Raw genomic sequence first — 23830 nt, 5'->3', positions numbered from 1 at the left:
GGAGACCGCGCCGACGAACGTGGTCTTGCCCACGCCGAAGCCGCCCGCCACCACGATCTTCGCGGAGGTGGTGGAGCGCGGAGCCGCTCCGCCGTCAGAGCTTGCGAAGTCCACTGAGAACCCTCTCGAGCAGCGTTACATCCGGCGTTCCGCCGGCCTCTCCATTGCCCGGCTGGTGGATGGCCACCATGCCGGCTTCCGCCAGGTCGGCGACGAGGATGCGGGCGACGCCCAGCGGCATCGAGAGCAGCGCGGAGACCTCCGCGACCGATTTCACCTCGCGGCACAGGGTGCAGATGCGCTGGTGCTCCGGCAGCAGGCCGGACAGGTGCATCGGGTCGGCCGTCGTGCTGACCAGCGCCTCGATGGCGAGCTGGTAGCGCGGACGGGTCCGGCCGCCGGTCATCGCGTACGGGCGGACGAGCGGCTGGTCGCCTTCCGAGTACGAATCTCCGTACGCGTCGGGGTAGGCGGGGGGCGGGGTCATTGATCCTCCGGGCTGGACAGCAGTGGTCAGCGTGCCGTCTGACAGGGCGGCCGGTGGGGGGACATGACGGCCTGTCGGGGGGTACTGGATTCCGGGTGTGCGGACCCGGTTCCCCGGCCGGAAGTACCGTCCGGCCGGGGAGGGGGTGTCAGATGAGCAGGCTTCCCTGGAGCTCCGCGCGCAGGTCCGGGGTGAGGACGTTGCCGGCGCGGTCCACGAGGAGGGCCATCTCGTAGCCGACGAGGCCGATGTCGCACTCGGGGTGCGCGAGCACGGCCAGCGAGGATCCGTCGGAGACGGACATCAGGAAGAGGAACCCGCGGTCCATCTCCACAACGGTCTGGTTGACGGCGCCGCCCTCGAAGATCCGGGAGGCACCGGCGGTCAGCGAGGTCAGGCCGGAGGCCACGGCCGCCAGCTGATCGGCGCGGTCACGGGGGAAACCTTCGGACATGGCCAGAAGGAGTCCGTCGGCGGAGACCACCACGGTGTGGGACACCCCGGGGGTGTTGTCCACGAAGTTGGTGATCAACCAGTTAAGGTTCTGCGCCGCCTGGCTCATCGAACTCAACTATCGCTCCTGCTGGTAAGTGGGGTCGATGTGGTAGCTCCCGGTCGCGGGGCCGGTGGTGCCGGCCTGGCGACCCTGCTGGATACCGCGACGGAGGTTGGTGAGACGGCCGCGGACGTCGTCCGGGGCGCGCGAGACCTGCGGGCCGGCCTGGGTGTCGGCCTGCTGCTGGGCGGTACCGGCCACGAGGTTCGCACGCGGCACCCGGCGGGGCAGACCCGAGGTGGTGATCCCGCCGGCCGCGGGCTGGCGCACGCGCTCGGCCTGCCGCACCAGCTCGTCGTTCGGGGACGACTTCCAGCTGACCGTCGGGCTGCTGCCGGTGACCGCCGCGGCCGGCTCGGCCGCGGACTCCTGGCCGCGCCGCTGCGGGGCGGGTGCGACCGGTGCCGCCTGCTGCGACTGGTGCGGCTGCTGGGGTACGGCGGGACCCTGCCCGGCGGACTGCCGCCCGCCCTGGTGGGACCAGTTCGACTCCAGCGACTCGAAGATCGGGCTGCGCGACTCGGGGCCGCTGTGCGCCGGAGCCGGCGGCAGCGCCTCCGGCTGGTACGCCTGCGGGAGGCGCGGGGCCTCGGCGCGCGGGGCCGGCGCGGGGGTGTAACCGCCGGGCTGCCGGCCCTGCTGCTGCTCCCCGTAGCCGCCGGCACCGGGGCCGCCCGGGCGGGCGAACTGGCCGGTGGAGGCCGGGTCCAGCGGGCCCGCGGGCTGCGGGCGCTCGAACTGGCCGGTGGTGCTGTTGCCGGGGCCGCCGGCGGCCTGCGGGGGCGGGGCGTTGAAGTCGGGGCGGGCGAACTCCGCCGTGGAGCCGGGGCCCGACAGCTCGTCGTGCCCGCGCGGGACCTCCTGGCCGCCCTGGGCCGCGGAGCCCCAGCTGGTGCCCTGCGGGACCCCGGCGGCCGGGCCGCCCGCGCCCGGGAGCTCCGGACGCGCGGCACCGTCGCGCGCCGGCAGCTGCGGCCGCCTGCGCTTGACGGGGGCACCGGGCTGCTGCTGGGGCGTCCGGCCCTGCGGGGGCTGGGGCTGCTGGTGCTGCTGCGCCTGGCCCTGCGGCGGCTGCGGCCGCTCGAAGCCGTTGCCCTGCTGCGGGAACCCGCCCTGCGGACCGCCCTGCTGCGGGAAGCCGCCGGGACCGCCCTGCTGCGGGAAGCCGCCGGGACCGCCGGCCGGCCGCGCCTGCGGAGCGCCGCTCTGACCGCGGGCCGGCAGCGGCGCGCCGCCGCCGAAGGCGCCCTGGCCCTGCGACTGGCCCGTCGGGGCGGAGGGACCGCCCTGCGGACGCGGACCCTGGCCCTGCGGACCCTGGCCCTGCGGGCCCTGCTGCTGGGAGCCGGGCGCGCCGTCGCGCCCCGGCAGGGCGGCGCGCTGGCCGCCCCCGGAGACCTGGCCGCGCTGCTGGCCGGCGCCCACGGGGGGACGTACGCCCGCGCCGGGCACGGAGGGCTGCTGACCGCCGGGAGCACCCGGAGCGCCGCCGGTACCGCCCTGGCCGCCGCCGGCACCCGGCATCGGGCCCGGCTTCTTGCCGCCCTGGGCGACGTCCACCGGGAGCATGACGAGGGCCGTCGTACCGCCCGAGTCGGAGGGGCGCAGCTGGATGCGGATGCCGTGTCGCAGGGACAGGCGGCCGACCACGAACAGACCCATCCGGCGGGACACCGAGACGTCCACGGTGGGCGGCGACGCGAGCCGCTCGTTGATCGCGGCGAGGTCCTCGGGGGAGAGGCCGATGCCGGTGTCGTGGATCTCGACGAGCACGCGGCCGTCGGGCAGCGCGTGACCGGTGACCTTGACCTTGGTCTGCGGGGAGGAGAACGAGGTGGCGTTCTCCAGCAGCTCCGCGAGGAGGTGCACGAGGTCGTTGACGACGCGGCCGGCGACATCGGTGCCGGGCACCGCCGCCAGCTCGATGCGTTCGTACTGCTCCACCTCGGACGCCGCGGCGCGGAGCACGTCGACGAGCGGGACGGGGCGGGTCCACCGGCGGCCCGGCTCCTCGCCCGCGAGGACGAGGAGGTTTTCGCCGTTACGGCGCATGCGGGTCGCGAGGTGGTCGAGCTTGAAGAGCGAGGAGAGCTGGTCCGGGTCGGCCTCGCGCGACTCCAGTTCGGAGATGAGCGAGAGCTGACGCTGGATGAGGCCCTGGGAGCGGCGCGAGAGGTTGGTGAACATCGCGTTGACGTTGCCCCGGAGGAGGGCCTGCTCGGCGGCGAGGCGGACGGCCTCGCGGTGCACGTCGTCGAAGGCCGCGGCCACCTGGCCGATCTCGTCGCGGGTGTGCAGGCCGACGGACTCCACGGAGGTGTCCACCTCGTGCGGGTCCGTCTCGGAGAGCTGCTTGACGAGCTCGGGCAGACGGTCCTGGGCGACGCGCGTCGCGGTGTCCTGGAGGCGGCGCAGCGAGCGGATCATGGACCGGGCCATGACGAAGGCGCCGATGAGGGAGACACCGAGGACGAGGAGGATCAGGGCACCGTTGACGATGGCGTCCTGCTGCGACTCGCTCTTGAGCTCGCGGGCCTTCTGCTCCATGTCCTCGAGCAGCGACAGCTCGATCGTCTGCATCGCGCGGATCTTGGTGTCGTCGGCGTCGTACCAGTCCATCCAGGAGCGGTTCTTCTCCTTGACGAACTGTCCCTGGGTGCTCAGCACGCGGCGGGCGTAGTGGTCGGCGCTGCCGATCTCGGAGTTGCCGTCGCCGAGCGCGCTGAGGAGTTCCTCGGGCTTGCCCTGGTAGACGAGTTCGAAGGTCTTCTTCGCCTGGCTCTCACCGCGCAGCGCGGAGAGGGCGTAGAGGCGGTCGTTCTCCTCCAGCTTGCCCTGCTTGTCGCCGCTCTCGGGGAGCGAGGCGGCGATGATCGCGCGCTGGATGGAGGCGTACTCCTTGGCGGACGAGAACGCCGCCAGGGCGCGGGTGCGCTTGATCATCTCGGGGTTGGAGGTGGCCTGGGCCATGTCCTGCGAGAGCGAGAGCAGCGAGACGATCAGCGCGTTGTACTCGGTGACGGTCTGCTGGGCGCCGTTCTGGTACGCCTTCTTGCGGATGTCCTCGATGCCGGTGAGCTGGCGGCCGATCTGGAGGATGTTGTTGCGGATCGACTTGAGGGTCTCGTCCTTGTCCTCCGCGTTGTCGACCTTGTCGGTCGCGGCGGCGAAGGCCTTGGCGGCGGCGTCGGTCTGGTCGCGGACGCCCTCGACGAGGCTGTTGGCCTTGCCGTCCTTGACGAGCGACATCGGACCGGCCGACTTGTCGCGCTCCTCCTGGAGCATGGCGGCGAGGCTGGTCGCCTGGCGGGTCATCGTCGTCAGCAGCTGCATGTGCTCGAGCTGCTGGATGTCCTCGAGCGAGTCGTTGATACGGAAACCACCGAGCGTGGTGGCGGCGACGACGGGCAGGGTCAGCAGCGACACGAGTCGCGTGCTGATGCGCCAGTTCTGCATGGCGAGACGGGAACCGGGCCCGGTGGGGGCCTTCGGTATCGCCTCTTCGGTCTCGGGCGACTCGGCCTTGCCCTTGGCCCTGCCCGGCTTGACGGCCTTGCCGGGCTTCGGGGCCTTGCCGGACCTGCCGCGGCCCTTCGCCTTCACCGAGGAGGTGTCGGGTCCCGCTCCTTCGGCAGCCGGCCCGCGGTTCTGGGCGTGCTGGGGCGAGGAGCCACGGTCAATCCCGCCGCGCGGCTCCTGCTCCGCCGCAGCGCTGCCATCCCTCTTGAATCGTCCCTGCACTAGCGTCGCAACCTCTGGACCAGGCGCCCCGCCGGGTGAGCGGCGGAACGGTGTCGAGTCGTGGGGCACTGACGGCCCCGTGGTGGTCGTCGGTGACCGGCGCGTCTCCCTCTCCGTTGCCGCCGCGCGCGGCGCTCTCTTGCGCCACCTGCGCGCCGGCTGATACCCGCGGCGGTCCCGCGAATTCCAGCACAGTGGGGGATCTCCAACAAGGTGCGCGTGTCGCCCCGGCGAGCCGGTCACGGCTTGTGATGAATGGGCTACTCGACGTGGAGGCGCTATAGGGAGGAAACGGACTTACGTCAACCAAAGCTGCTGTCCGACAAGGTGTCCCAGTCGAGATGATCAGGAGCGGAATGGCGCATTCAGTGGCGCAATGTCCGTTTCGGCGGTCGCAATTGACCGCCTGTTATGCCCGTATTGCCCGCTCGCTGGTGAGCAAACTCACACGAGTGTGGCCATTACTTACCGGTTGAGTGGGGGATTCGGATGTTTAGCCTTGCCTGTTAAAGGGTTGGCGCCACGTCCGGCGCATCCGACAACCCTCATCCCACGAAGCGACCCGAGGGCCCGAAACTCCGATGAAGACGACGCAGATGTTCCGCAACATAGCCAACCCCCGCCGCACCACGCTCGCGCACCTGAAGGACGCCGAGGAGCTGCAGGCGGCGCCGGCCACCCCGGAGCACTCCGTCGAGCTGCCGACCCAGACCGCGAACCCCCGCCGCACCGTCCTCATGGACGCGCCTGCCGCCGCGGCACAGTAGTCCCTCCGCAGTAGTGGCTGCGTAAAGGAGCGCGGAGCGTCGCCGCCCACCGCGTTAGCCTGGGGTCCGCAGACTCCAGCCAGCGGACATACAGAGGGGCAGACGCAACACGTGCGCATCGCCAGGTTCTCCATCGACGGCAATGTCGCGTTCGGCGCGGTCGAGGGCAGCACTGCCCCCGGCGCCGAGGGTGAGCTCGTCCTCGACATCATCAAGGGCATCCCGTTCGCGGACTTCGAGCTCTCCGGCACGAAGGTCCCGCTGAGCAAGGTCCGGCTGCTGCCGCCCGTGCTCCCGAACAAGGTCGTGGCCATCGGCCGCAACTACGCGGAGCACGCGGCGGAGCTCGGCAACTCCGTCTTCGACGACCAGGGCCGTCCCGAGGCCCCCGTCACCTTCTTCAAGCCCTCCACCTCCGTGGTCGGGCCGGGCGACCCCATCGTGTACCCCTCCTTCTCCCAGGAGGTGCACCACGAGGCGGAGCTCGCCGTGGTCATCGGCCGCATGTGCCGCGAGGTGCCGAAGGAACGCGTCAAGGACGTGATCCTCGGCTACACCTGCGCCAACGACGTCACCGCCCGCGACGTCCAGCAGCGGGAGCAGCAGTGGGCCCGGGCCAAGGGCTTCGACAGCGCCTGCCCCCTCGGCCCCTGGATCGAGACCGGCCTCGACCCGGCGGCGGTCTCCGCGGGCCTGGCCGTCCAGTGCACGGTCAACGGCGAGCAGCGCCAGCTCGGCAGCACCAGCGACATGATCCGCTCCGTGGAGGACCTGATCGTGCACATCAGCGAGGCCATGACGCTGCTCCCGGGCGACGTCATCCTCACGGGGACCCCGGCCGGAGTCGGCCCCCTCAACGTCGGCGACGAGGTCGCCGTCACCATCGAAGGCATCGGCACTCTCACCAACAAGGTGATCAAGCGTGGCTAACGCGAACGTCCGCGTACGTTTCTGTCCCTCCCCGACCGGCAACCCCCACGTGGGCCTGGTCCGGACCGCCCTCTTCAACTGGGCGTTCGCCCGCCACCACGGCGGTACGTTCGTCTTCCGCATCGAGGACACCGACGCGGCCCGCGACTCCGAGGAGTCGTACGAGCAGCTGCTCGACTCGCTGCGCTGGCTCGGCTTCACCTGGGACGAGGGCCCCGAGGTCGGCGGCCCGCACGCCCCGTACCGCCAGTCCCAGCGCATGGACATCTACCAGGACGTCGCCCAGCGCCTCCAGGACGGCGGCTACGCCTACCACTGCTACTGCACCACCGAGGAGCTCGACGCGCGCCGCGACGCCGCCCGTGCGGCCGGCAAGCCCTCCGGTTACGACGGCCACTGCCGCGACCTGAGCGCCGAGCAGGTGGCCGCGTACGAGGCCGAGGGCCGCACCTCGATCGTGCGCTTCCGGATGCCCGACGAGACCATCACCTTCACGGACCTGGTCCGCGGCGAGCTCTCCTTCACCCCGGAGAACGTGCCGGACTTCGGCATCGTCCGCGCGAACGGCGCCCCGCTGTACACGCTGGTCAACCCGGTCGACGACGCGCTGATGGAGATCACGCACGTCCTGCGCGGCGAGGACCTGCTGTCCTCCACCCCGCGCCAGATCGCCCTCTACAAGGCGCTCATGGAGCTCGGCATCGCCACCGGCGTCCCGCAGTTCGGGCACCTGCCGTACGTGATGGGGGAGGGCAACAAGAAGCTCTCCAAGCGCGACCCCGAGTCCTCGCTCAACCTCTACCGCGAGCGCGGCTTCCTGCCCGAGGGCCTGCTGAACTACCTCTCGCTCCTCGGCTGGTCCTTCTCCAAGGACCAGGACATCTTCTCGATCGAGGAGATGGTGGCGAAGTTCGACATCGACGGCGTGAACGCCAACCCGGCGCGCTTCGACCTCAAGAAGTGCGAGGCGATCAACGCCGACCACATCCGCCGGATGGACCCGAAGGCCTTCGCGGACGCCTGCGCCCCGTGGCTGCGCGCCCCGCACGCCAACTGGGCGCCCGAGGACTTCGACGCCGACGCCTGGGCCCGGATCGCGCCCCACGCCCAGACCCGGGTGACCGTCCTCTCGGACATCACCGCGAACGTGGACTTCCTCTTCCTGAAGGAGCCCGTCGAGGACCAGGCGTCCTGGGACAAGGCCATGAAGGGCGACCCGGCGGCCCTGCTGACCACGGCGCGGGAGAACCTCTCCGCCGCCGACTGGTCGGACCCGGAGTCCCTCAAGCAGGCCGTCCTGACGGCCGGCGAGGCCCACGGCCTCAAGCTCGGCAAGGCCCAGGCCCCCGTCCGCGTGGCCGTCACCGGCCGCACCGTCGGCCTGCCGCTCTTCGAGTCCCTGGAGATCCTCGGCAAGGAGCGCTCGCTGGCCCGCATCGACGCGGCCCTGGCGAAGCTCTCCGCCTGACCCGCACCACCCCGTGGGGGCGGCGGCCGACCCGGCTGCCGCCCCCACGCGTCGTCGGAGGGGGCCTCTAGGCTGCGTGCAGCCGATCACGCGCTCCACGGAAGGCCGTCCCATGCCCCTCACCGCCCCCGACTTCGACCGGTACTTCACGCCGGGCCACTCCTTCGTCCTCGCGGGCGGCGAGCGCGGCACCCTCGCCGTGGCCGTCGCCGGCGACCTGTGGCTCCCCAGCGGCCGGGTGACCGCCTGCGACCCCTTCACCAGCCTGGGCGGGGGATGGGCGGCGCCCTTCACCGCCGAGGTGGCCCCCGGCCGCTACCGGGCCGAAACGGCGGTGGCCACCTTCACCGCTCCCGGCGCGGACCCCGGCGGCCGCCCGCACCTGCGCACGGCGGCCGCCCGGCTGGTGATCCGGGACACGGCGACGGTGACCTGGGAGATGGCCGTCACCGAGGGCCAGGACCCGTCCCGGCTGGAGGACGACGCGTACTTCGGCTACGGGGTGGACGCGGGCACCGGCTGCTTCTACGACCCGGCCGCCGACGACTCCTTCCCGCAATGCGAGGGCGACGAGGGCCCGCTCTGGGACGCCTTCGAGGAGGACGGCCACGGCCCCGGCCCGCATCTGGTCACCGGTGAGCACGGTCACGGCCTGGTGGCCTTCGGCTCCGGCTGGGGCGACGGCCACTACCCGACCTGGATCGGACGGGACGCGGACGGCGCGATCACCTGCTTCGTGACGGACTTCTTCGTCGTGCCCACGCCCGGGGACGACGCGGCGTAGGCTCGGCCGCATGCCGATCCGCGCCGTGCTGTGGGACATCGACGACACCCTCTTCGACTACACCGGCGCCGACTCGGCCGGCCTGGCCGCCCACCTGCGCGCCGAGGGGCTCGCGGAGCGGTACGGATCCCCTCCGGAGGCCCTCGCGCTCTGGCGCAGGCTCACGGAGCTCCACTGGGCGCGTTTCGCCGCGGGCGAGGTCACCTTCCAGGGCCAGCGGCAGGACAGGGTCCGGGACTTCCTCGGGGAGCCCGCCCTGACGGCGGCGCGGGCCGACGCCTGGTTCGACAGCTACGTCGAGCACTACAAGGCCGCCTGGGTCCTCTTCCCGGACGTCCTGCCCGTCCTGGACGCCCTCGCCGGCACCCACCGGCACGGGGTGCTCACGAACTCCTCCGCCGCCAACCAGGACCCCAAGCTGCGCCACCTCGGGCTGCGCGACCGCTTCGAGGTGCTGGTCTGCGCCGCCGAGCTGGGTGTGAGCAAGCCCGACGCCGCCGCCTTCCTGGCCGCCTGCGAGGCGCTGGGGCTGCCTCCGGGCCAGGTCGCCTACGTGGGGGACCAGCCGGAGATCGACGCGCGGGGCGCGCGGGACGCCGGGCTGACGGCCTTCTGGCTCGACCGGGACGGGGGCCGGGGGCCGGGCCCCGCCGCGGTGCACCGGATCGAGGGACTTGACCGGCTGCCCGAGCTCCTGGCTGCGGATACCCGTTTTGGAGCACGGTCAGGCATCCGGTAATGTTCTTTCTGCGCCGCCCGGGCGGGCCGAAAGGCCGGACACGGAGGCGCTTACCAAACGAAAGGCCCTCAGGGTCTTGAAGTTCGGTGGGCTATAGTGTAATTGGCAACACGAGGGTTTCTGGTTCCCTTATTCTAGGTTCGAGTCCTGGTAGCCCAGCGCAGTGCAGCAGTGACGCAGTGCTTTGCCCCCGTTGTGTAGCGGCCTAGCACGCCGCCCTCTCAAGGCGGTAGCGCCGGTTCGAATCCGGTCGGGGGTACAGATCCTTCCCGCGGGATCTCCAGGGTCGCTCCCGGAGATCTTGATGCAGGATCGCTAGGGCCCCCGTTGTGTAGCGGCCTAGCACGCCGCCCTCTCAAGGCGGTAGCGCCGGTTCGAATCCGGTCGGGGGTACCAAGGTCTGGCAGGTCTAGACCATTGGGCTATAGTGTAATTGGCAACACGAGGGTTTCTGGTTCCCTTATTCTAGGTTCGAGTCCTGGTAGCCCAGCGCAGTACCGCAGTAAAGCTAGCCCCCGTTGTGTAGCGGCCTAGCACGCCGCCCTCTCAAGGCGGTAGCGCCGGTTCGAATCCGGTCGGGGGTACAAGAGGAGAGGCCCTCCGCGATCATCGCGGAGGGCCTCTCCCGTGTTTCCGGAGCCCCGGAGGGCCGACCGGTGCCGGACGCAAGTGCGGGCCCGGAGGCGCGAGTTCGGACGTGTGCGGCGTCGTACGCGCCCCCGGACCCGGGGGTTGGAGTGGTGGAGGTCTACGGCCTCGGACGGCTCAGCCGGAGCGGCGCAGGGCCTCCGTGAGACGGGCGGCCGCGTCTATGACGGCCTGGGCGTGCATGCGCCCCGGGTGGCGGGTCAGGCGCTCGATCGGCCCGGAGACCGACACGGAGGCCACCACCCGGTTCGAGGGGCCGCGTACGGGCGCCGAGACGGACGCCACGCCGGGCTCCCGCTCGCCGATCGACTGCGCCCAGCCGCGGCGCCGTACGCCGGACAGGGCCGTGGCCGTGAAGCGCGCGCCCTGCAGACCGCGGTGGAGCCGCTCGGGCTCCTCCCAGGCCATCAGGATCTGCGCCGCCGACCCCGCCTTCATCGGGAGGGTGGAGCCCACCGGGACGGTGTCCCGCAGGCCCGACAGCCGCTCGGCGGCCGCCACGCAGATGCGCATGTCGCCCTGACGACGGTAGAGCTGCGCGCTCTCGCCCGTCACGTCACGGAGGTGCGTGAGCACCGGTCCGGCCGTTGCCAGCAGGCGGTCCTCGCCGGCCGCGGCGGCAAGCTCTGCCAGCCGCGGACCGAGGATGAACCGGCCCTGCATGTCCCTCGCCACCATCCGGTGGTGTTCCAGTGCCACGGCCAGGCGATGTGCCGTGGGTCGTGCGAGCCCTGTCGCCGCGACCAGCCCGGCGAGGGTGGCCGGACCGGACTCCAGTGCGCTCAGTACCAGAGCTGCCTTGTCGAGAACGCCGACGCCGCTAGAGTTGTCCATGAAACGATATTCGCGTCTCACACTGTGAAACGCAAGTTCAAATTTTCCAAGAACGAGCGAGTCTGTATGTGCGGGTCCACGAACCACTGGGTCCGAGCCGTCGTTCCGCGGGTGGGGTAGCGGGCGATCAGGCGCACCAGATCTCTAAAGAAGCGCCGGCACAACCGGCCGGCCGGAGGGAAAGCGATGGGTAGGACACTCGCGGAGAAGGTCTGGGACGACCACGTCGTCCGGCGCGCCGAGGGCGAGCCCGATCTCCTCTTCATTGATCTCCACCTGCTGCACGAGGTGACCAGCCCGCAGGCTTTCGACGGTCTGCGCCAGGCCGGCCGCAAGGTCCGCCGTCTGGACCTCACCATCGCCACCGAGGACCACAACACCCCCACCATCGACATCGACAAGCCGATCGCGGACCCGGTCTCCCGGGCCCAGCTGGAGACGCTGCGCAAGAACTGCGCCGAGTTCGGCGTCCGCCTCCACTCCCTGGGTGACGTCGAGCAGGGCGTCGTCCACGTCGTGGGCCCGCAGCTGGGCCTGACCCAGCCGGGCACGACCGTGGTCTGCGGTGACTCGCACACCTCCACGCACGGCGCGTTCGGCGCGCTGGCCTTCGGCATCGGCACCAGCCAGGTCGAGCACGTGCTGGCCACCCAGACCCTGCCGCTGGCCCGCCCCAAGACGATGGCGATCACCGTCACCGGTGAGCTGCCCGAGGGCGTCACCGCCAAGGACCTGATCCTGGCGATCATCGCCAAGATCGGCACGGGCGGCGGCCAGGGCTACATCCTGGAGTACCGCGGCGAGGCCATCGAGAAGCTCTCGATGGAAGCCCGCATGACCATCTGCAACATGTCGATCGAGGCCGGCGCCCGCGCGGGCATGATCGCCCCCGACCAGACCACCTTCGACTACCTGGAGGGCCGCGACCACGCCCCGACGGGCGAGGACTGGGACGCGGCGGTCGCTTACTGGAAGACGCTGCGCACCGACGAGGACGCGGTATTCGATGCCGAGGTCGTCATCGACGGGGCCTCGCTGTCGCCGTTCGTCACCTGGGGCACCAACCCGGGCCAGGGCGCGCCGCTGTCGGCCAACGTCCCCGACCCGGCTTCGTACGAGGACGCTTCGGAGCGCCTCGCCGCCGAAAAGGCCCTGGAGTACATGGGGTTGACGGCCGGACAGCCGCTGCGCGAGATCAAGGTCGACACCGTCTTCGTAGGTTCCTGCACCAACGGCCGCATCGAGGACCTGCGCGCCGTCGCCGGGATCATCGAGGGCCGCAAAGTCGCCGACGGCGTACGGATGCTGGTCGTCCCGGGCTCGGTGCGGGTCGCGCTGCAGGCCGTGGAGGAGGGCCTGGACAAGGTCTTCAAGGAGGCCGGCGCCGAATGGCGGCACGCGGGCTGTTCGATGTGCCTGGGCATGAACCCCGACCAACTGGCCCCCGGCGAGCGTTCCGCGTCCACCTCCAACCGCAACTTCGAGGGCCGGCAGGGCAAGGGCGGACGCACCCACCTGGTCTCCCCCCAGGTGGCCGCCGCCACCGCGGTACTGGGCCATCTGGCCTCTCCCGCCGACCTGTCCGACGCCCCCGTCACCGCCGGAGTCTGAACCATGGAAGCCTTCACCACCCACACCGGCCGGGCCGTTCCGCTGCGCCGCAGCAATGTCGACACCGACCAGATCATCCCCGCCCACTGGCTGAAGAAGATCACCCGTGACGGGTTCGAGGACGGGCTGTTCGAGGCCTGGCGCAAGGACCCGGAGTTCGTCACCAACCGTCCCGAGCGGGCGGGCGCGACGGTCCTGGTCGCCGGTCCCGACTTCGGCACCGGATCCTCGCGCGAACACGCCGTCTGGGCCCTGCAGAACTTCGGCTTCAAGACGGTCATCTCCTCCCGCTTCGCCGACATCTTCCGCGGCAACTCGCTGAAGAACGGTCTGCTGACCGTCGTCCTGCCGCAGGAGACCGTCGACCGGCTGTGGGAGCTGACCGAGGCCGACCCCACCGCCGAGATCACCGTCGACCTCGTCGACCGCCAGGTCCGAGCCGAAGGCATCGAGGCGGAGTTCGAACTCGACGACAACGCCCGCTGGCGTCTGCTGGAGGGCCTGGACGACATCTCGCTCACCCTTCAGAACGAAGCCGACATCGACGCGTACGAAAGCGGCCGTCCGGCCTTCAAGCCCCGCACGATTCGCCACTGATTCCAGCCTGATCAGCGCTTATTCACCTTTGGGTGATCACATCGGCAACACTGTGCCCCCCGCCTTCCGGCGGGGGGCACAGCCGTATGTTGAGGCCCCGTGAGGCGACAACTCGCCCCAGATGGCACAATCTGTGCATGGAACGCGACAGTCAACTCGAGCTCTACGAACTCGTCGCGGACCGGTTGAAAGAAGCACACGCAAGGGTGCGCGCACTGCAAGTCCCGGAGGGCGTAAGGATGACGCTGTCCCGGAAGCTGTTGGTCGTCACTGCCGCGGCGAAGCACGATCTGGCCGATGCGGCAAGGCGCCTGGACAGGTTGATGAAGGACCTCGACGAGGGTCGATTCCCTGAAGGCGACTGATGCGAAGGAACTCCGTAACGGCCTACATCGTTGCGGCACTAGGGTGATTAGCCCGTTTCGTGTTTGATTTGCGGTATATATCCGCCTAACGTGCGAAATAAGCTTGAACACATTCGTTCTGGCGATGTCTCCGAAGGGGAAGACGTGAACAAGGCGCAGCTCGTAGAAGCGATTGCCGACAAGCTGGGCGGCCGCCAGCAGGCCGCGGACGCCGTCGACGCGGTACTGGACGCCATGGTCCGCGCGGTCGTCGCGGGCGACCGGGTCTCGGTCACGGGCTTCGGCTCGTTCGAGAAGGTCGACCGTCCGGCCCGCTACGCCCGCAACCCGCAGACGGGTGAGCGCGTCCGGGTCAAGAAGACCTCCGTCCCCCGTTTCCGCGCGGGTCAGGGCTTCAAGGACCTGGTCAGCGGCACCAAGAAGCTCCCCAAGGGCGACGAGGTCGCCGTGAAGAAGGCCCCGAAGGGCAGCCTGACCGGCGGCGCCTCCGCCACGGTCAAGAAGGCCGCCGCGAAGAAGGCCACCACGGCGAAGAAGACCGCCGCGAAGACCACGGCCGCCAAGAAGACCGTGGCGAAGAAGGCCGTCGGGAAGAAGGCCGCGCCGACCGTCAAGAAGACCGCCGCGAAGACCACGGCCGCGAAGAAGGCCACGGGCACGGCGACGGCCAAGAAGGCCACCCCGGCCAAGAAGACGGCGACGGCGGCCAAGAAGACCACCGCCACCGCCAAGAAGACCGCCCCGGCGGCCAAGAAGGCCACCGCGACGAAGGCGCCCGCCAAGAAGACGGCGACGCGCAAGGCCACCGCGAAGAAGACCACCGCCCGCAAGAAGTAAGGGCACGGGTTACACACGCCGGGCCGGCTTCCCCACCCGGGGAAGCCGGCCCGCGGTGCGTCCTGCCGCGGCCGGAGCCCGGCGGCGGATCCGGGACGGGGCTCAGAAGGTCTGCAGGGTCACCAGCGTGATCCGCAGCGACGGGCCCTCGCCCTCCGTCTCGATGCGCACCCGCTGCCCGGGCCGCAGCAGCCGCAGACCCCCCGCGTCGAAGGCGGCGGCCTCGAAGGGCACCGGGGTGCCGTCGTCCAGCAGCACGCTGCCGCTGCGGGTCTGGGAGTCGTACGTGTACGCGGTCGCCTGCATACGGGAACTGTATCGGGCCGTGTGCCGCCCCACCCCGAGGGCCAGGGCCGTCCGCAGGTCCGCCCCCGTGTCCACGTCCCGGCGTACGCTCTCCACGCCCGCGAGGGCTATTTCCACCGCGCCCGAGGCCGAATGCCGGGCTCGGGAGGGGCCGCCGAACGAAGGTGCCAATTCCGCGTCGGGGCCCGCGGAAAGCAAGGTGGTGCCGATCCCGGCCGCATCCGCCAGAAATGCCCGGGGAAATTGCCCCGCGATATCGAGCACACGTAGCAATTCCGGCGGCCGCAGCGCCGGCAGATCGGCGTTCATCGCGGCCACCGCCGCCCCGGGCCGCCCCGCCCGCACCGCCCGCGCCCCGTGGTCCAGCGCCGCGTTGAGCCCCGCGCCGGGAACGTCCGGCAGGATCCGCGCCCCCAGCCGCGCCAGCTCCGCGCCCGCCACCGCGTCGTCCGTGACGACCACCACATCCGCGACCGAGGCGCAGGCCAGCGCCCCCGCCACGGTGTCCTGCGCGAAAGCCAGCGCGAGCCCCGGCCGGGACGCGCCCACGGCCGCCGCTAGACGGCTCTTCGCCAGCGCCAAGGGCTTCAGGGGGACCACCAGGCTCCATGCGGCGTTCGTGGCGGCCCCCTTCCCTCCGGTGCGCTGCGGCACCCGCCCGACCCATCGGCAGGTCATGACCCGGTCATCACTCGGCCCATTGTCGCCCCCGAGCGGCCGCAGGGGGGCCTCGTGGTGCGAGCGGGGCGTACGGTGTCCTCGACAGAGACCGGACCCGGCGCGACACTTGTCCGGCGCCGAGGTGCCCAAGCCCCGCACCGGTCCTAGAGGAAGGTGTCCGAGTGTCCCGCCGCAGAATCGGCTTCTGGTACCGCCTGGCGGCGGTCATCGCAAAACCGCCGCTGGTAGTGCTCTTCAAGCGGGACTGGCGGGGAATGGACCACATTCCGGCCGAGGGCGGATTCATCACCGCCGTCAATCACAACTCGTATCTGGATCCGCTCTCCTACGCGCACTTCCAGTACAACACCGGCCGGGTGCCGCGTTTGCTCGCCAAGGCAGGGCTCTTCAAGGTGCCTTTCGTCGGCATGATCCTGCGCGGATCCGGTCAGATCCCCGTCTACCGCGAGACCACCAACGCCCTGGACGCATTCCGGGCGGCCGTGGACGCGGTCGAGCGCGGTGAATGCGTGGCCTTTTACCCGGAAGGCACCCTCACCCGCGACCCGGAGATGTGGCCGATGGCCGGCAAGACCGGCGTCGCCCGCGTGGCGCTGATCACCAAGGCCCCCGTCATTCCCGTGGCCCAATGGGGCGCGAATCTCGCGATGCCGCCCTACGCCAAGGAGAAGAAGGTCCGGCTGTTCCCCCGCAAGACCCTCCAGGTGCTCGCCGGACCGCCCGTGGACCTCTCGGCCTACTACGACCGCGAGCCCACGCCCGAGGTCCTCAAGGGCGCCACCGAGGCCATCATGGCCGACATCACCAAGCTCCTGGAAGAGCTGCGGGGCCAGAGCGCGCCCGCGCAGCCGTACGACCACCGCAAGGCCAGGGCGCAACAGCGGCGCAAGGCCGCGGGGGAGGGCAAGAAGTGACACGTCCCGTCAAGGCCGCCGTGTTCTCGGCGGGTTCCTGGGGCACCGCCTTCGGCATGGTGCTCGCCGACGCCGGCTGCGAAGTGACCCTGTGGGCCCGCCGCCGGGAGGTGGCCGACGCCATCAACACCGGACGCACCAACCCGGACTACTTCCCCGGAGTGGAGCTCCCGGCGAACCTCCGCGCGACCACGGACCCCGCCGAGGCCGCCCGCGGCGCCGACTTCACCGTGCTGTCCGTCCCCTCCCAGACCCTGCGCGGCAACCTCGCCGAATGGGGCCCGCTGCTGGAGCCCGACACCGTCCTCGTCTCCCTGATGAAGGGCATCGAACTCGGCACCGCCAAGCGGATGAGCGAGGTCATCGAGGAGGTGGCCAAGGTCCCCGCCGAGCGCGTCGCCGTCGTCACCGGCCCCAACCTGGCCCGCGAGATCGTCGCCCGGCAGCCCGCCGCCTCCGTCGTCGCCTGCGTGGACGAGGCCGTGGCCCGGCGCCTCCAGGCCGCCTGCCACACCCCGTACTTCCGGCCGTACACCAGCACCGACGTCATCGGCTGCGAGCTCGGCGGCGCCGTCAAGAACGTCATCGGCCTGGCCGTCGGCATCGCGGACGGCATGGGTCTGGGCGACAACACCAAGGGCTCCCTCATCACCCGAGGACTCGCCGAAGCGACCCGTCTGGGCGTGGCGATGGGCGCCGACCCGCTCACCTTCTCCGGCCTCGCCGGGCTCGGCGACCTCGTCGCCACCTGCTCCTCGCCGCTCTCCCGCAACCACACCTTCGGCACCAACCTGGGCCGCGGAATGACCCTGGCCGAGACCATCGCGGTCACCAGCCAGACCGCGGAAGGGGTCAAGTCCTGCCAGTCCGTGGCAGATCTGGCACGGCGGTACGGAGTGGACATGCCGATCACCGACACGGTCGTCGAGATCGTGCACCACGGCAAGCCCCCACTGGTCGCGCTGAAGGAGCTGATGGGGCGCAGCGCCAAACCGGAACGCCGCTGACTCTGTTCCGGACGTGTGAGCGGGTACCCTCGTGGCGATATGAGCAGCGAGAACCTCCCCCAGACCCCTGAGCAGCAGGGCCGCAAGCCCCGCGTGGCCGTCGTGTTCGGCGGCCGCAGCTCGGAACACGCCATTTCGGTCGTCACGGCGGGCGCGGTGCTGCGCTCCATCGACCGCGCCAAGTACGAGGTGCTGCCCATCGGCATCACCACGGACGGCCGGTGGGCCCTGACCGCCGACGAGCCCGAGCGCATGGCCATCGCGGACCGGCAGCTCCCGAGCGTCGAGACGCTGCGGGAGTCCCCGGAGGGCACCGTCGTGCTCCCCGTGGACCCCGCCAGCCGCGAGGTCGTCTACACCGAGCCGGGCAGCGTCCCCAAGGCGCTGGGCGAGGTCGACGTGGTCTTCCCCGTCCTGCACGGCCCCTACGGCGAGGACGGCACCCTCCAGGGCCTCCTGGAGCTCTCCGGGATCCCCTACGTCGGCTCCGGCGTCCTCGCCTCGGCCGTGGGCCAGGACAAGGACTACATGAAGCGGGTGTTCACCTCCTTCGGGCTGCGCGTCGGCCCGTACGTGACCATCCGCCCCCGCGAGTGGGAGGCCGACCCGGCCGCGGCCAAGGCGAAGATCCTGGACTTCGCCGGCGAGCACGGCTGGCCGCTGTTCGTCAAGCCCGCCCGGGCCGGCTCCTCCATCGGCATCACCAAGGTCGACGACCCCTCCGGGCTCGACGCGGCGGTCCAGGAGGCGCGCCGCCACGACCCGAAGATCATCGTGGAGGCGCTGCTGCGCGGCCGCGAGATCGAGTGCGGCGTCCTGGAGTTCGAGGACGGGCCGCGCGCCAGCGCCCCCGCCGAGATCCCCCCGGTCTCCAGCCACGACTTCTACGACTTCGAGGCGAAGTACATCGACTCCGCGTCCGGGATCGTGCCCGCCCCGCTGACCCCGGAGCAGACCGCCGAGGTGCAGCGGCTCGCGATCGAGGCCTTCGAGGCCGCGTCCTGCGAGGGCCTGGTGCGCGCCGACTTCTTCCTCACCGAGGACGGTGACTTCGTCATCAACGAGATCAACACCATGCCCGGCTTCACGCCGATCTCGATGTACCCGCGGATGTGGCAGGAGTCCGGCATCGAGTACCAGGAGCTGGTGGACCTCCTGATCCAGGCGGCCCTGCGCCGCTCCACCGGACTGCGCTAGGTCCTGTCGTCAAAGCAGCGCCGGACGCCGCGGGCCAGGCGCGACTTTGACGACTGGGCCCAGGCCGTCTCTTCCGGATCTTGCTCCCCAGCTACCGCTGGGAGGTGCCCCCAGACCCGCGACGCCTGGCACGGCACCTCGCCGCGTTGTCGGCACAGCCGAGTACGTCCAGTACGCGCGCTGTGCCTCCGCCTCGCGAGGCACCGCACCAGACGCCGCGGGCTTGACCGGCAAGACCCGAAAGAGACGACGTAGCCGCTCGTCCGGCCCCGTACAGCCGACCGCCCGCTGGGAGGAAACCCGGCGGGCGGCGGTGTGCGCGCGGCGGGGGACCGGGCGGCCCCCGCGGTCAGTACGAGGAGATCCCCACCGGGACGGTCCTGGCCACGGCCGCGGACAGACCGACCAGCACGCTCGCATCCGTGGCATGCTCCTTGGCGACCCGGATCTCCGTGTACGCCAGCCTCGCCCCGGTGGTGAACCGCAGACCGCCCTCCTCGGGCTTCTCCACCAGCCAGGCGACGCCGTTGACCTCGACGCCGTCCTGCTGGGGATCCGCCATCTTGGGGGGTTTGGGGATACCGCACCGCAGTACGATCGCCGAGCCGCCCCACGCGGCGGTCAGATCCGACTCCGGCGAGGTGGGGGTCCGCGCCAGTCCGTCCACCGTTTCCGGGAGCTCCTCGTGCAGAGCGGCACAGAGCTCCGCGACCGCGGCGGGCGGAGCGGGCGGCGGATCCACCCGGCCTCCGGAATCCGCCGGGGCACAGCCCGCGAGGGCCAGGAAGGCCGGCACGGCCGGCAGGGCCAGTACACGGAGGGGCCGGCGGTGCAGCAATGACATCACCGGCCAAGACTAGACGGGGGCTACAGATGGACCACCGGGCAGGTCAGGGTGCGGGTGATCCCCTCCACCTGCTGGACCTTGGCGACCACCATGCGGCCGAGATCGTCGACGGTGTCGGCCTGGGCGCGCACGATCACGTCGTACGGCCCCGTCACGTCCTCGGCCTGGATCACCCCCGCGATCTTGGAGATGGACTCGGCGACGACCGACGCCTTGCCCACCTCGGTCTGGATGAGGATGTACGCCTGTACCACGGAACCTCCAGGGCGGCCACGAGGATCATTTCCCCTAACCTTCGGATGGGCCCGGGGACATCGGGCGGGCCCGGGGAAGAAGGGACGCCACGGTACCGCGTCGCCGCGTGCCACGGGGAGACCCGGGGGCCCGGCGCCACGCACAGCGGGGCGTACGCAGAGCAGAAGTTGACCTATCTGTTGACGGTACCCAGAGCTGTGACGGCTCGCGACCGCAAGCGGACTTGCCAAGAAGGGGCACAGCGATGAAGGGCACTGTGGGCGAGCTGGGGGAGTTCGGGCTCATTCGGGAGCTCACCTCACGGCTCACCACCACCCCGGCGGTCCGGCTCGGACCCGGCGACGACGCCGCGGTGGTGTCGGCCCCCGACCGGCGGGTCGTGGCCAGCACGGACATCCTGCTCGAGGGCAGGCACTTCCGCCGCGACTGGTCCACCGCGTACGACGTCGGCCGCAAGGCCGCCGCGCAGAACCTGGCCGACATCGCCGCCATGGGCGCCGTGCCCACCGCGCTGCTGCTCGGCCTCGTCGTCCCGGCCGAGCTGCCGGTCACCTGGCCCACCGAGCTGATGGACGGCATCCGCGACGAGTGCCAGGTCGCGGGCGCCGCCGTGGTCGGCGGCGACGTCGTCCGGGGAGACACCATCACCGTCTCCATCACGGCCCTCGGGGACCTGCGCAACCACGAGCCCGTCCTGCGTTCCGGCGCCCAGCCCGGGGACGTCGTGGCCGTCACCGGCTGGCTCGGCTGGTCCGCGGCCGGCTTCGCGGTGCTCTCGCGCGGCTTCCGCTCCCCGCGGGCCTTCGTCGAGGCGCACCGGCGCCCCGAACCGCCCTACCACGCCGGCCCCGCGGCCGCCGGGCTCGGCGCCACCGCCATGACCGACGTCAGCGACGGCCTGATCGCCGACCTCGGGCACATCGCCGAGGCCAGCAAGGTCCGCATCGACGTGCGCTCGGGGGCCGTGGACATCCCGACCCAGATGCACGACATCGGGCAGGCCGTCGGCGTGGACCCGCTCCAGTGGGTGCTCACCGGGGGAGAGGACCACGCCATCGTGGCCACCTTCCCGCCGGACGTGAAGCTCCCGGCCCGCTGGAAGGTCATCGGGTCGGTCCAGCACCGTTCCGCGCTGCCCCAGGTGACCGTGGACGGCGCCCCCTGGACCAGCACCGGCGGCTGGGACCACTTCGGCGCCGACCCGGCCGGCGGGGAAACCCCGTGAGCGCCTCCGGTGCCGTCCCGCCGGCGTGCCTGACCGTCGCCGGATCCGACTCCGGCGGCGGCGCGGGCATCCAGGCCGACCTCAAGACCATGCTGGCGCTCGGCGTGCACGGCATGAGCGTGATCACCGCCGTGACCGCCCAGGACTCGCTCGGCGTGAAGGGGATCTGGGAGCTGCCCGCCGAGGCCGTAACGGCCCAGTACCGGGCCGTGGCGGACGACATCGGGGTGCGGGCCGTCAAGACCGGGATGCTGTCCTCGGCCGTACTGGTGGAGACGGTGGCGCGGCTGCTGGCGGACACCCCGGCGCCGGCCGTGGTGGACCCCGTCGGGGTCTCCAAGCACGGGGACGCGCTGCTCGCCGCCTCGGCGCTGGACGCCGTACGCCGGGAACTGCTGCCCCGGGCCACGGTGGCGACGCCCAACCTGGACGAGGTGGCCCAGCTCACCGGGCTGGCCGTGGAGACCGAGGACGACATGCGGCGGGCCGCCGACGCGATCCTCGGCTACGGCCCCCGCTGGGCGCTGATCAAGGGCGGCCACCTCACCGCGCACGGCGACGAGGCCGTGGACCTGCTGAGCGACGGCTCCCAGGAGCTGTGGCTGCGCGCGCCCCGGCACGACAACCGGCACACCCACGGCACCGGCTGCACGCTCGCCAGCGCGATCGCGGCGGGCCTGGCCAAGGGCCGGACCGTCCCGGAGGCCGTCACGGCGGCCAAGGAGTACGTCACCGGCGCCATCGCCGCCGGCTTCGCGCTGGGCGCGGGCATCGGACCGGTGGACCACGCCTGGCGGTGGCGCTGACCCGGGCCGCCTCCCGGTGTCAGGAGGCGGCCCACCAGGGCCCGGACAAGGCAAAAGGCCGGTTCACCAGAGGTGAACCGGCCTTCTTGGCAACCGGAAAGGGCTGCGCTACGACGACGGGAGGCGTCAGCGCGAGACCTTGCCGGCCTTGATGCACGAGGTGCAGGCGTTGAGGCGCTTCGGCGTCCCATTGACCACGGCACGGACGCGCTGGATGTTCGGGTTCCAGCGACGCGAGGTGCGGCGGTGCGAGTGGGAGATGTTGTTGCCGAAGCTCGGCCCCTTGGCGCAAACGTCGCAGTTGGCAGCCACAGGTCACTCCAAGACTTCAGATGCAATTACGGTGGAATCCGGCACACCGTAATCAGAGATCTGAAGTGGCTTGCCGGACGAATGACCCGACTCTCGACGGGCAACCTGAGCAGCATACAACGACTGCTTGGGTCCGAGAAAACTACCACGACGGGGCCCGGCTCCGCCCCGGGCCCCCCGAGCGGAGGGCTCCCTTCGTTACCCTGCGGTGAACCCTGGCCCGCACAAGGAGGAACGCCCGGTGGCGCACGAGCCTGGCCCGCACACCCTGGACGCCGAAGCCGTGCGCACCTGGAGCTCACTGGCCCTGGCCGCACTGGGCCGGGCCCGCGAGGACATCGACGCGATCAACGTCTACCCCGTCGCCGACGCCGACACCGGAACCAACCTCTACCTCACCGCCGAGGCCGCCGACCGCGCCCTGGACGAGTCCCTCGCCGGAGTGACGGACCGCACAGCCGGACCCGCCTCCCTCGCCGAGGCCGTACGGGCCTACGCGCACGGCGCCCTCATAGGCGCCCGGGGCAACTCCGGGACCATCCTCGCTCAACTGCTGCGCGGAGTCGCCGACGTCCTCGGCGCCGACCCCGGCGGCCACGGCCCGGGCCCGCTGCTCGCCCGGGCCCTCGGCCGCGCCGCCGAGGAGGCCTACCGGGCCGTCGCGCACCCCGTCGAGGGCACCATGCTCACCGTCGCCGGCGCCGCCGCGCGGGCCGCGGCCGCCGCCGGGACCGGGGCCGCCCCCGCCGAGGTCGCCCGAGCCGCGTACGAGGGGGCCCGGGCCGCCCTCGCCGAGACCCCGGGGCAGCTGCCCGCGCTGCGGAAGGCCGGAGTGGTCGACGCCGGGGGCTGCGGACTGGTCGCCGTACTCGGGGCCCTGTGGCAGGCGCTGTCCGGCCGGGAACCCGCCCCCGACCCGGTACGCGGCCCCGCCGTACCCGTACCCGTACCGCTGGACCCGGAGCCCTGCGACCTGGACCAGGGCGGTCCCGCGTACGAGGTGATCTACCTGCTGGAGGCCTCCGACGAGGCCGTCGCCGGACTCCGCGCCGGCCTCGACCGGCTCGGCGACTCCCTCGTGGTGGTCGGCGGCGACGGGCTGTGGAACGTCCACGTGCACGTCGACGACCCCGGGGCGGCCGTCGAGGCCGGGGTGGAAGCCGGCCGGCCGTACCGGATCCGCATCACCCACTTCGGCGACCAGCGCCGCCGCGCCACCGCCCCCCGCACCCAGCGGGCCGTGGTCGCCGTCGTCCAGGGGGAGGGCCTGGCCGCCCTGTGCGACGAGGCCGGCGCCACCGCGGTGCTGACCCGCCCCGGGGAACCGCCCGCCGTCCTGGAACTGCTCGACGCCGTACGCCGGGCCCACGCCCGCGAGGTGGTCCTGCTGCCCGGCGGCCCCGAGCCCCGCGCCGCCGCGGCGGCCGCCGCCGAGCGGGCCCGTGCCGAGGGGGTACGGGTGGCCGTGATCCCCACCCGCTCGGCGGTCCAGGGCCTGGCCGCCCTCGCCGTGCACGACCCGGACGCCAGCTTCGACGAGGACGTGGTCGCCATGACCGCGGCCGCCGGCGCCACCCGCTACGGGGAACTCGCCGTCGCCGAACGGCAGTCCTTCACCTCCGCCGGCATCTGCCAGGCCGGGGACGTCCTCGGGCTCATCGACGGCGACGTCGCCGTCATCGGCGCCGGCCTGCCCGAGACCGCCGAGGCCGTCCTGGAACGGATGCTCGGCTCCGGCGGCGAACTGGTCACCCTCGTCCTCGGACCCGAGGTGCCGGACACCCTCGCCGCGCGCCTGGAGGCTTACGTCCAGCACGCGCACCTGGCCGTCGACACCGTCACCTACCGCGGCGGCCGCTGGTCGGCACCCCTGCTCATCGGAGTCGAATAGCCGGCTTGTCAGCGCGATGGTGTGC

The 23830-nt window shown here is 71.7% G+C and carries 22 protein-coding genes, 5 tRNA genes and 2 pseudogenes; 20 read left to right on the top strand and 9 right to left on the bottom strand.

What is annotated here, in order from left to right; genetic code table 11:
• The 4 genes and pseudogenes from ACFY7H_RS25750 to ACFY7H_RS25735 all read right to left on the bottom strand — a co-directional run.
• A pseudogene (locus ACFY7H_RS25750) lies at nt 1–114 on the bottom strand (ATP-binding protein); the annotation flags it as partial.
• The gene (locus ACFY7H_RS25745) at nt 95–487 is read right to left on the bottom strand and encodes a DUF742 domain-containing protein (protein ID WP_007266775.1); all 393 of its coding nucleotides are present in this window, start codon (nt 485–487) and stop codon (nt 95–97) included. The gene ACFY7H_RS25745 and the pseudogene ACFY7H_RS25750, both read right to left, overlap by 20 nt.
• Nucleotides 488–635: 148 nt before the next feature.
• A complete protein-coding gene (locus tag ACFY7H_RS25740; RefSeq protein WP_007266776.1) occupies nt 636–1049 on the bottom strand; it encodes a roadblock/LC7 domain-containing protein in 414 nt (137 codons plus the stop codon).
• 9 nt (nt 1050–1058) lie between these two features.
• Nucleotides 1059–4784 carry a nitrate- and nitrite sensing domain-containing protein gene (locus tag ACFY7H_RS25735; RefSeq protein WP_388942150.1) on the bottom strand — a complete coding sequence of 1242 codons (3726 nt, stop codon included), beginning with the start codon at nt 4782–4784 and terminating at the stop codon, nt 1059–1061.
• A 581-nt stretch (nt 4785–5365) separates the two neighbouring features.
• Here ACFY7H_RS25735 and ACFY7H_RS25730 point away from each other — a divergent pair.
• The 10 genes from ACFY7H_RS25730 to ACFY7H_RS25685 all read left to right on the top strand — a co-directional run bounded on the left by ACFY7H_RS25730 (nt 5366) and on the right by ACFY7H_RS25685 (nt 10056).
• Entirely contained in the window at nt 5366–5551 is a 186-nt protein-coding gene (locus ACFY7H_RS25730) for a hypothetical protein (protein WP_388942148.1), read from the top strand.
• A 111-nt stretch (nt 5552–5662) separates the two neighbouring features.
• The gene (locus ACFY7H_RS25725; protein WP_388942145.1) at nt 5663–6481 is read left to right on the top strand and encodes a fumarylacetoacetate hydrolase family protein; all 819 of its coding nucleotides are present in this window, start codon (nt 5663–5665) and stop codon (nt 6479–6481) included.
• Nucleotides 6474–7949, top strand: coding sequence for a glutamate--tRNA ligase (gene gltX / locus ACFY7H_RS25720; RefSeq protein WP_388942142.1), 1476 nt, complete (start codon nt 6474–6476; stop codon nt 7947–7949). The genes ACFY7H_RS25725 and gltX overlap by 8 nt, the downstream gene beginning before the upstream one ends.
• 112 nt (nt 7950–8061) lie before the next feature.
• Nucleotides 8062–8733, top strand: a complete 672-nt coding sequence (locus ACFY7H_RS25715; protein ID WP_388942139.1) for a DUF4241 domain-containing protein — start codon at nt 8062–8064, stop codon at nt 8731–8733.
• 10 nt (nt 8734–8743) lie between these two features.
• A complete protein-coding gene (locus ACFY7H_RS25710; RefSeq protein WP_388942136.1) occupies nt 8744–9472 on the top strand; it encodes an HAD family hydrolase in 729 nt (242 codons plus the stop codon).
• An 87-nt stretch (nt 9473–9559) separates the two neighbouring features.
• Nucleotides 9560–9631: transfer RNA gene (locus tag ACFY7H_RS25705), tRNA-Gln, on the top strand.
• Nucleotides 9632–9658: 27 nt separating this feature from the next.
• A tRNA-Glu gene (locus tag ACFY7H_RS25700) sits at nt 9659–9731 on the top strand.
• Between the two features lie 61 nt (nt 9732–9792).
• A tRNA-Glu gene (locus ACFY7H_RS25695) sits at nt 9793–9868 on the top strand.
• Nucleotides 9869–9890: 22 nt separating this feature from the next.
• Nucleotides 9891–9962, top strand: a tRNA-Gln gene (locus tag ACFY7H_RS25690).
• Between the two features lie 21 nt (nt 9963–9983).
• Nucleotides 9984–10056, top strand: a tRNA-Glu gene (locus ACFY7H_RS25685).
• A gap of 181 nt (nt 10057–10237) precedes the next feature.
• On the opposite strand, the gene ndgR is transcribed toward ACFY7H_RS25685, so the two are convergent.
• The gene (ndgR, locus tag ACFY7H_RS25680) at nt 10238–10954 is read right to left on the bottom strand and encodes an IclR family transcriptional regulator NdgR (protein WP_007266782.1); all 717 of its coding nucleotides are present in this window, start codon (nt 10952–10954) and stop codon (nt 10238–10240) included.
• A 186-nt stretch (nt 10955–11140) separates the two neighbouring features.
• On the opposite strand from ndgR, the gene leuC reads away from it, so the two are divergent.
• The 4 genes from leuC (at nt 11141) to ACFY7H_RS25660 (ending at nt 14364) form a co-directional block, all read left to right on the top strand.
• Nucleotides 11141–12565, top strand: a complete 1425-nt coding sequence (gene leuC / locus ACFY7H_RS25675) for a 3-isopropylmalate dehydratase large subunit (protein ID WP_388942134.1) — start codon at nt 11141–11143, stop codon at nt 12563–12565.
• Between the two features lie 3 nt (nt 12566–12568).
• Nucleotides 12569–13162 (top strand): 3-isopropylmalate dehydratase small subunit, encoded by a 594-nt coding sequence (gene leuD / locus ACFY7H_RS25670; RefSeq protein WP_388942131.1) that lies wholly within the window; start codon nt 12569–12571, stop codon nt 13160–13162.
• A 137-nt stretch (nt 13163–13299) separates the two neighbouring features.
• On the top strand, nt 13300–13527 hold the full coding sequence (locus ACFY7H_RS25665) for a hypothetical protein (RefSeq protein WP_007266785.1): 228 nt from the start codon (nt 13300–13302) through the stop codon (nt 13525–13527).
• 144 nt (nt 13528–13671) lie between these two features.
• On the top strand, nt 13672–14364 hold the full coding sequence (locus ACFY7H_RS25660) for an HU family DNA-binding protein (protein WP_388942127.1): 693 nt from the start codon (nt 13672–13674) through the stop codon (nt 14362–14364).
• Nucleotides 14365–14673: 309 nt separating this feature from the next.
• On the opposite strand, the pseudogene cofC reads toward ACFY7H_RS25660, so the two are convergent.
• Nucleotides 14674–15348: pseudogene (gene cofC, locus ACFY7H_RS25655) on the bottom strand (2-phospho-L-lactate guanylyltransferase); the annotation flags it as partial.
• A 164-nt stretch (nt 15349–15512) separates the two neighbouring features.
• On the opposite strand from cofC, the gene ACFY7H_RS25650 reads away from it, so the two are divergent.
• From ACFY7H_RS25650 to ACFY7H_RS25640, 3 genes are read left to right on the top strand one after another with little or no spacing between them, the layout of a single operon-like run.
• Nucleotides 15513–16265, top strand: a complete 753-nt coding sequence (locus tag ACFY7H_RS25650; RefSeq protein WP_388942124.1) for a lysophospholipid acyltransferase family protein — start codon at nt 15513–15515, stop codon at nt 16263–16265.
• Nucleotides 16262–17272 carry an NAD(P)H-dependent glycerol-3-phosphate dehydrogenase gene (locus ACFY7H_RS25645; protein ID WP_388942121.1) on the top strand — a complete coding sequence of 337 codons (1011 nt, stop codon included), beginning with the start codon at nt 16262–16264 and terminating at the stop codon, nt 17270–17272. Before ACFY7H_RS25650 ends, ACFY7H_RS25645 begins: the two co-directional genes overlap by 4 nt.
• A gap of 39 nt (nt 17273–17311) precedes the next feature.
• Nucleotides 17312–18469, top strand: coding sequence for a D-alanine--D-alanine ligase family protein (locus tag ACFY7H_RS25640; RefSeq protein ID WP_388942118.1), 1158 nt, complete (start codon nt 17312–17314; stop codon nt 18467–18469).
• 349 nt (nt 18470–18818) lie between these two features.
• Here the strand turns inward: ACFY7H_RS25640 and ACFY7H_RS25635 are convergent, their stop codons facing one another.
• Both ACFY7H_RS25635 and ACFY7H_RS25630 read right to left on the bottom strand, forming a co-directional pair.
• Nucleotides 18819–19313, bottom strand: coding sequence for a DUF3515 family protein (locus ACFY7H_RS25635; protein WP_388942115.1), 495 nt, complete (start codon nt 19311–19313; stop codon nt 18819–18821).
• Between the two features lie 23 nt (nt 19314–19336).
• Nucleotides 19337–19570 carry an Lrp/AsnC ligand binding domain-containing protein gene (locus ACFY7H_RS25630; RefSeq protein WP_007266792.1) on the bottom strand — a complete coding sequence of 78 codons (234 nt, stop codon included), beginning with the start codon at nt 19568–19570 and terminating at the stop codon, nt 19337–19339.
• 245 nt (nt 19571–19815) lie between these two features.
• On the opposite strand from ACFY7H_RS25630, the gene ACFY7H_RS25625 reads away from it, so the two are divergent.
• Nucleotides 19816–20796 (top strand): thiamine-phosphate kinase, encoded by a 981-nt coding sequence (locus ACFY7H_RS25625; protein ID WP_388942112.1) that lies wholly within the window; start codon nt 19816–19818, stop codon nt 20794–20796.
• The gene (thiD, locus tag ACFY7H_RS25620; protein ID WP_388942109.1) at nt 20793–21602 is read left to right on the top strand and encodes a bifunctional hydroxymethylpyrimidine kinase/phosphomethylpyrimidine kinase; all 810 of its coding nucleotides are present in this window, start codon (nt 20793–20795) and stop codon (nt 21600–21602) included. The genes ACFY7H_RS25625 and thiD overlap by 4 nt, the downstream gene beginning before the upstream one ends.
• A gap of 126 nt (nt 21603–21728) precedes the next feature.
• Here the strand turns inward: thiD and rpmB are convergent, their stop codons facing one another.
• Nucleotides 21729–21914 (bottom strand): 50S ribosomal protein L28, encoded by a 186-nt coding sequence (rpmB, locus tag ACFY7H_RS25615; RefSeq protein ID WP_007266795.1) that lies wholly within the window; start codon nt 21912–21914, stop codon nt 21729–21731.
• Between the two features lie 241 nt (nt 21915–22155).
• Between rpmB and ACFY7H_RS25610 the strand changes: the two genes are divergently transcribed.
• Entirely contained in the window at nt 22156–23805 is a 1650-nt protein-coding gene (locus ACFY7H_RS25610) for a DAK2 domain-containing protein (protein WP_388942106.1), read from the top strand.
• Nucleotides 23806–23830 lie beyond the last annotated feature (25 nt).

It is taken from the genome of Streptomyces sp. NPDC012794 (genome assembly GCF_042901085.1).
GTDB lineage: Bacteria > Actinomycetota > Actinomycetes > Streptomycetales > Streptomycetaceae > Streptomyces.
This window is presented reverse-complemented; position numbering and strand designations above follow the sequence as displayed.

Bases quoted from the DNA above. Each gene is read 5' to 3' on its own strand.
- ACFY7H_RS25715 (WP_388942139.1), top strand. From the start codon at position 8,062: ATGCCCCTCACCGCCCCCGACTTCGACCGGTACTTCACGCCGGGCCAC.
- ACFY7H_RS25665 (WP_007266785.1), top strand. From the start codon at position 13,300: ATGGAACGCGACAGTCAACTCGAGCTCTACGAACTCGTCGCGGACCGG.
- leuC (WP_388942134.1), top strand. From the start codon at position 11,141: ATGGGTAGGACACTCGCGGAGAAGGTCTGGGACGACCACGTCGTCCGG.
- ndgR (WP_007266782.1), bottom strand. From the start codon at position 10,954: ATGGACAACTCTAGCGGCGTCGGCGTTCTCGACAAGGCAGCTCTGGTA.
- ACFY7H_RS25740 (WP_007266776.1), bottom strand. From the start codon at position 1,049: ATGAGCCAGGCGGCGCAGAACCTTAACTGGTTGATCACCAACTTCGTG.
- ACFY7H_RS25625 (WP_388942112.1), top strand. From the start codon at position 19,816: ATGAAGGGCACTGTGGGCGAGCTGGGGGAGTTCGGGCTCATTCGGGAG.
- ACFY7H_RS25640 (WP_388942118.1), top strand. From the start codon at position 17,312: ATGAGCAGCGAGAACCTCCCCCAGACCCCTGAGCAGCAGGGCCGCAAG.
- ACFY7H_RS25710 (WP_388942136.1), top strand. From the start codon at position 8,744: ATGCCGATCCGCGCCGTGCTGTGGGACATCGACGACACCCTCTTCGAC.
- ACFY7H_RS25745 (WP_007266775.1), bottom strand. From the start codon at position 487: ATGACCCCGCCCCCCGCCTACCCCGACGCGTACGGAGATTCGTACTCG.
- ACFY7H_RS25635 (WP_388942115.1), bottom strand. From the start codon at position 19,313: ATGTCATTGCTGCACCGCCGGCCCCTCCGTGTACTGGCCCTGCCGGCC.
- ACFY7H_RS25730 (WP_388942148.1), top strand. From the start codon at position 5,366: ATGAAGACGACGCAGATGTTCCGCAACATAGCCAACCCCCGCCGCACC.
- leuD (WP_388942131.1), top strand. From the start codon at position 12,569: ATGGAAGCCTTCACCACCCACACCGGCCGGGCCGTTCCGCTGCGCCGC.